The following is a 6,249-nucleotide window of genomic DNA, read 5'->3' as shown; positions in this document are numbered from 1 at the left end:
CGTTTTACTCCTTGACTAGCAAACTTACCGCCTCAACATGATGCGTTTGAGGAAATAAGTCCACCGGCTGTACTTTCTTCAGTTCATAACCCAGCTCTTGATAGAGTTTGATATCACGCGCCATTGTGGCGACATTGCAGGAGATATAAGTGATTTTCTTGGGCTCCATGCTGACGCTGGCTTTGATGAAGCTCTCGGTCAGGCCTTTTCGCGGTGGATCGACTAGGATGACATCCGCTTGGATACCCTCTTTAAGCCAGTTTCGAATGGCTTCTTCAGCAGGGGCGCAGACATAGCTGGCGTTGGTAATACCATTGATTGCCGCATTCTTTCGGCTATTTTCGACAGCTTCAGGAATCACTTCCACACCATAGACCTGCTTAACCTGCTTAGCAACTGATAGACCGATAGTCCCGATGCCAGAGTAGGCGTCAAGCACAACATCATCAGCAGTCAGCTCGGAAAAGTCAATGGCTGTCTGATAGAGCTTTTCTGCCATCTCAGTATTGACTTGGTAAAAGGCCGGCGCAGCAATCTGGAAGTCATTTCCCAGCATCTGGTCGGTAATGTAGTCTTGGCCATAAAGCGTTCGCCAGTCTTTTCCGAAAATCGCATTGCCCGGCTGGTCGTTGATATTCTGCATAATGGACTTAATAGCTGGGAAAGCCTCTGTCAAGCGATCCATCAGCTGCTCTACTCGGAATATTTTAGGTCGGGTTGTAACCAGAATTACCATGATTTCTCCTGAATAATGACCACGGCGAACAACCAGATTGCGAATGAGTCCAGTCTTTTCCTGCTCATCATAAGGTTTGAGGTCAAAGCGACGCAACAAATCGCGTGTAAAGAGGATAACTTGGTCAATGACTGGGTCCTGAATATAGAAATCTTCAATCGGCAGGAGGTCATGGGAATTTTTACGGAAAAATCCTGTTTCTAGCTGGCCATTGACACGGCGGACAGGCACTTGAGCCTTATTGCGGTAACCCAGCGGCTGCTCCATACCAAGTGTCGGCGGCACCTCTACATCAGACAAACCAGCAATCTTATAAAGACTGTCCTTGACTTGCTTGCGTTTGAAGTCCAGCTGGGCTGAATAGTTCAGATGCCCCAAGTCAGCAATCCCTGTACGCAGATAAGCCATATCAAGATTTTCATTGCGCCGGTCTGAGGTACGGAGAAATTCCTCCACCTTGCCAAAGCCAATTTTTTTGTTGACCTTGAGCACGCGCATGCGGATGAGCTCGCCTGGCAGGGCATTTTCCACAAAGAAAACCAGGCCTTCTGCCTTGGCCACCCCTGCTCCCTCATGGCTCAGATCCACGATTTCAACTTCAATCATATCATTCTTTTTTAACATATTTTTCTCTTTCTGCTTTATCGCTCTGCCATTTCCCAAAAGAAAAGGCAGGACATCGTCCTACCTTTCATTATATCATATATCTTATCTGAGACCCATTTGCTGCAGTCTTTCTTTATAGGCTTCAAAGTCAATCAAGAGCCCTTGACCACCGTACATGTCATAGGTATCAACCCAGTCGCCATTTTCCGGAATCGTCAGGCGCTCAACCCCGTTGCGGGAATCTCCAGCCATAGAGAGACCATTAGTCAAAAGGAAGCTGTATGGTACATTGGTCGAAGTCAAGGCAAAGACCTTACCAAGAGCCTCTGATCCGGTAAAGAGCTTAGTCGGATCTTTGACCTGCTGGAAGACAGCTGTCAAAACTTCCTGCTGGCGACGGGTCCGACCAAAGTCACCCTCGTCATCCTTACGGAAGCGAGCGTAGTTGAGCAAGGTCCGACCGTCCATCTGCTGCTGACCGACCTTGATTGTTTGGTTGGGCACCACACCGTCTTTCATATTCAGATCATCTGGCACTTCAACTTCTGTCACCTTCTCCCCATCAATGGTTGAGAACTGGGCGTTCATGCTGACGCCATTTGGGAAAAGGGTGTCAATAGCTGTCGCAAAGGTCTGGAAATCCACCAGTGCATAATATTTGATGTCCAAATCGAAATTGTCTTTGAGCATCTGGCGGACATAGTCTGCACCGCGGTTGTGGTTTTGCTCCCCAATCGTATAGGCAGAATTGAGCTTTTGGTCATAGTAATCTGCCTGCGATGGATCCGTGTACTCATTGCTGACGCCATCAATGTGAATAAGGGTATCACGCATAAAGCTGACCAATTTCACCTTGTGGTCTTTATTACCAACATTCAAGACCATAATGGAGTCTGTCCTCGTCTCAGTCGAGTCGTCACCAACCCGGCCGTCTGTTCCGAGAATGAGGATATTCACTCCGTCCTTAGTATCCTTGCCGTCAAAGAATTCCGTTTCTGCCGGTTTAGAATTGCCATTGTGAGCTGTCGTCAAGCCTTTGATAAACATGAAAATCATGCCCCCCAAGACCATCAGCAGGAAAATCCCTGCCCAAAGCAGAATTCGTTTCAAGCGGATTTTTTTGCGAGGCTTCTTGGGCTTATCTTGTCCCAGATCAGCTCCTGCCAGAGCTTCCGGCGCCTTCTTTTGCCTTCTGCTACGAGAAGAACGCTCTGGGTACTTGGGCAAGAGGCCAGAAGAATCCATTTCCACAGGCTCTTGCTCATAGGCGTCACTAACTGTATGCAGTTGCTCGTCATGGTCCGGCACACTGGCTGAACTGCCAATCCCCTTGGACTTCTGACGCAGATAGTCAAATTCTTTCTTTTCTTTATCGTTTAGATAATAATAATTTTTATAGAGATAATCTAAGCGGAGCTGTTCATGATGGCTAAGATTTTCTGGTTTCTTCATCTCTTCTCCAATCTACTGCTACTTGTCCTGAATCAGAAACACACTGTAGCTACCAAAAATTTTATAAGTAATTCCAAGACTTGTCAACTCTTGATAGGCAAAATCCGCCAATTTTTTATGCTCGTTGTCAATGTCAATAATGAAGAAATACTCTCCCAGAGCCGTTTTTAGGGGTCGGCTCTCAATCTTGGTCAAGTCAATCCCACGCCAAGCAAAGGTCGACAAAGCCTTATAGAGAGCACCTGGCAAATTGTCCGGTAAGGTCAAAGCCAGTGTCTGCTTGTCTCCCGTCTTAGCCAGTTGAAGCTCAGGTACCTCATGACCTAGAATCCAGAAGCGGGTATAATTTTCTTCCATTTCCTGAATGTCGCTGGCTGCTACTTTAAGCCCGTACTCTGCTGCAGCCGTGCGCGGGGCAATAGCCGCAAAATTCTTTTCAGGATGCTCTGCCACAAAACGAGCTGCATAGGCCGTACTAGCCGTGACCTCAATGGCAGCCTGCGGATAATGCTGACGAATGTATTTCTTTCCTTGGGCAATAGCCTGCGGGTGAGAAAATATCTTCTCAATTGGCTTCTCCAAATCCGTCACTAAAAGCTGCTGTTTGATGGGCTGGACGATCTCAGCCACCGCCTGAATATCTGCTTGATGAAAGAGATAGTCCAAGGTCTCGTGGACGCTGCCCTCAATGGAATTTTCCACCGGAACGACCGAGTAATCCACTTCCCTAGCCTCATAAGCCTTCATGACCTCGGTGATATTCTGATAGGGCACCAAGTCCTGGCTGGGAAAGGCAGCTTGGGCTACATGGTGAGAAAAGGAGCCTCTGGGGCCTAGAAATGCTATTTTCATTGAATTTCCTCAATAATTTCCTGCGGGCTTTTGAGCCTCGTATCGACAATCTGGGTCGCCACTTCCTCATACCAGGCCTGACGCTGCTCAAAAATCTGCTGCAAGTCTGATTTGCTCTGGTTTAAGAACAAGGGCCGTTCCTGCTCAGCATCCTGCTGAATTCTCTGATAAAGCGTTTCAAAATCTGCTTTCAGGTAGATATTATCAGCATTCTGAGTCAGTAATTTGCGATTTTCTGGGCTGACGACTACACCGCCGCCGGTTGAGACCACCAAATCCGTATCGATCAGCTCAGCCAAGAGCTGGGCTTCAGCAGCCCGGAAGGCCGCTTCACCATGCTGGTCAAAATAATCCTTGATAGACATGCCCAGCCGCTGGCAGAGCAGTTCATCCATATCGACAAAGTCTTGGGCTAAGCCTCTGGCCACTGTGGATTTTCCGGCTCCCATAAAGCCCAGCAATATCTTAGCCATGCATCAAGCCCTCCAAGTCACTGAAGAAGCTTGGATAACTGGTCTTAATGGCTTCAGACCGTCCAAGTTCTACCTGACCGCTTTGAGCCAACAAAGCAGCAATTGCCGTCATCATCCCGATGCGATGGTCGCCAAAGGTGTTGACCTGAGCACCATGAAGAGGTGTTTTCCCTTCGATAATCATGCCGTCTTCCGTCGGGGTAATAGCTGCGCCCATGCTATTGAGAGCGTCTGCCACTACCTGGATCCGGTCGGTTTCCTTGACCTTGAGCTCCTCTGCATCGCGAATAACAGTCCGTCCCTGAGCCTGAGTCGCAAGAAGAGCAATAATCGGTAACTCATCAATCAAGCGCGGGATAATCTCGCCACCAATCTCCGTTCCCTTAAGCTCAGAAGTCTCAACGGTGATGGTTGCAGACTTGGCTACTGGATCGACATCTGACAGCGTCATCCGTCCGCCCATAGCCTCTATCACATCTAAAATCCCTGTACGAGTTTCATTGATGCCTACATTCTCTAAAACAATCTTAGAGTCCGGTACAATCAATCCAGCCACCAGCCAGAAAGCCGCGCTGGAAATGTCACCTGGGACCGTCACTTCCTGAGCAGTGAATTCCTGACCGCCCTGAATGCGAATTTCCTTGCCTTTGACCTCAATCTGCCCGCCAAACTGGGCAATCATATCTTCCGTATGATTACGGGTGATTTCCTTTTCAATAATAACCGACTCTCCCTGAGCCTGTAGGGCAGCAAAAATCAAGGCCGATTTAACCTGAGCAGAAGCCACTGGCAGCTGATAATGAATAGACTTCAGTTCCCTACTGCCCTTCATCTTGAGCGGTGGTAAATCACGCTCAGTCCGACCAGCAATCTCGACTCCCATCTGCCGCAGAGGGACGGTCACCCGATCCATAGGGCGCTTGGATAGACTGTCGTCACCAAACATCTCCGCTTCGAAATCCTGACCAGCCAAAACACCAGAAATCAAACGGATAGATGTTCCAGAATTACCCATATCCAGCTTATTTTTCGGTGCTTGCAGACCTTCAAATCCTACGCCATGTATCTTGACTAGATTTCCATCGTCCTCAATCTGGACGCCTAAGTCGCGAAAAACCTGCATGGTAGACAGCACATCCTCTCCCCGCAGAATGTCGCGAACAGTAGTGACTCCCTTAGCCAAACTGCCAAAAATAATGGAACGGTGGCTGATGGATTTATCTCCCGGTACTCGGATACGGCCCTTCAGGCCTTTTACATTGGTTGATAATTTCATAGGTGACCTCGTACTTTCCTTTGTTGCTTCTTATTTTATCATAAAAAGACCAGAAATTCTTAAAATTTCTGGAATCCTAGTCGAACCAAAAAGAATCCAGGTATTCAGCCCAGATTCCTCTTTTTTATTAGCTTACTTAAGCAAATCCTGCACCGGATCAAAGATGATACGCTCAATGTCCGCTAGATAGATGGATAGTTGCTGTTGCTTATTGAAGAATTCAGAAAGAACAGCATTGCCCTGAATCTTCTCACCAAAGGAAGTCATCTTGTCCTGTACCTCCTGAGTCGGTACCTGACCAGTCTGAGCCAGCTGTTGCAACTCCTGCTGGAAAGCCAGATAATCCGCAAAAATAGCCTTCGCTTCGCTATCAGCATCCACTGCTTTCTTACTTTCTGCGACTGCCTTGTACTCAGGCAAATCACGCAGATTTCTGCTCAGTTCATTGGCTAAATCATAAATATTTGACATAGAGTTCTCCAATCTATATTAGTCTTCTGACACTAGGTAATCCGTATTTTCTCTTACTATTTTAGCAGATTTTTCCAAATCTTGGTGATTTTTAAAGGTGATTTGCAGAATACCATTGATATCTTCTCGGTTTTCCTCGTTGATACGAATATTGACGACTGAAATTCCCCGCAGGAGCTCCAAAATACCCAAAATCGCATCTTCTTCGTCGGGCACCTCAATAAAAAGGTCATAAAAGCTATCTACACCGGCCCGCTTATGAATTTCCATCTGCTTGCGGCTTTGTCGTCCTCGGTCGAAAAATTCCCAGATAGCTGTCTCGTCCTTGGCCTCAATCGCTGCGGCAACCTTGTCTAACTGGTCTTTAAAATCTTCCAGCCGCT

At 47.4% G+C, this 6,249-nt stretch carries 6 protein-coding genes and 1 pseudogene; all 7 read right to left on the bottom strand.

The window, feature by feature from the left end; translation table 11 throughout:
• Positions 1-4: 4 nt before the first annotated feature.
• On the bottom strand, positions 5-1,360 hold the full coding sequence (rlmD, locus tag RWS24_RS10330) for a 23S rRNA (uracil(1939)-C(5))-methyltransferase RlmD (protein ID WP_314367264.1): 1,356 nt from the start codon (positions 1,358-1,360) through the stop codon (positions 5-7).
• Between the two features lie 84 nt (positions 1,361-1,444).
• Entirely contained in the window at positions 1,445-2,794 is a 1,350-nt protein-coding gene (locus tag RWS24_RS10325) for an LCP family protein (protein WP_125401938.1), read from the bottom strand.
• An 18-nt stretch (positions 2,795-2,812) separates the two neighbouring features.
• Positions 2,813-3,646: a prephenate dehydratase gene (pheA, locus tag RWS24_RS10320; RefSeq protein WP_314367260.1), complete on the bottom strand. Its 834-nt coding sequence runs from the start codon at positions 3,644-3,646 to the stop codon at positions 2,813-2,815.
• Positions 3,643-4,119: a shikimate kinase gene (locus tag RWS24_RS10315; protein ID WP_125401936.1), complete on the bottom strand. Its 477-nt coding sequence runs from the start codon at positions 4,117-4,119 to the stop codon at positions 3,643-3,645. The genes pheA and RWS24_RS10315 overlap by 4 nt, the downstream gene beginning before the upstream one ends.
• Positions 4,112-5,395, bottom strand: coding sequence for a 3-phosphoshikimate 1-carboxyvinyltransferase (gene aroA / locus RWS24_RS10310; RefSeq protein WP_314367254.1), 1,284 nt, complete (start codon positions 5,393-5,395; stop codon positions 4,112-4,114). Before aroA ends, RWS24_RS10315 begins: the two co-directional genes overlap by 8 nt.
• Positions 5,396-5,527: 132 nt before the next feature.
• Positions 5,528-5,866, bottom strand: coding sequence for a YlbF/YmcA family competence regulator (locus RWS24_RS10305; protein WP_002897285.1), 339 nt, complete (start codon positions 5,864-5,866; stop codon positions 5,528-5,530).
• Between the two features lie 18 nt (positions 5,867-5,884).
• Positions 5,885-6,249: pseudogene (locus RWS24_RS10300) on the bottom strand (prephenate dehydrogenase); the annotation flags it as partial.

The organism is uncultured Streptococcus sp. (genome assembly GCF_963528215.1).
Classification (GTDB): domain Bacteria; phylum Bacillota; class Bacilli; order Lactobacillales; family Streptococcaceae; genus Streptococcus.
Note: the sequence above shows the minus strand (reverse complement) of the source record. Positions and strands in the feature narration are given on the sequence as shown.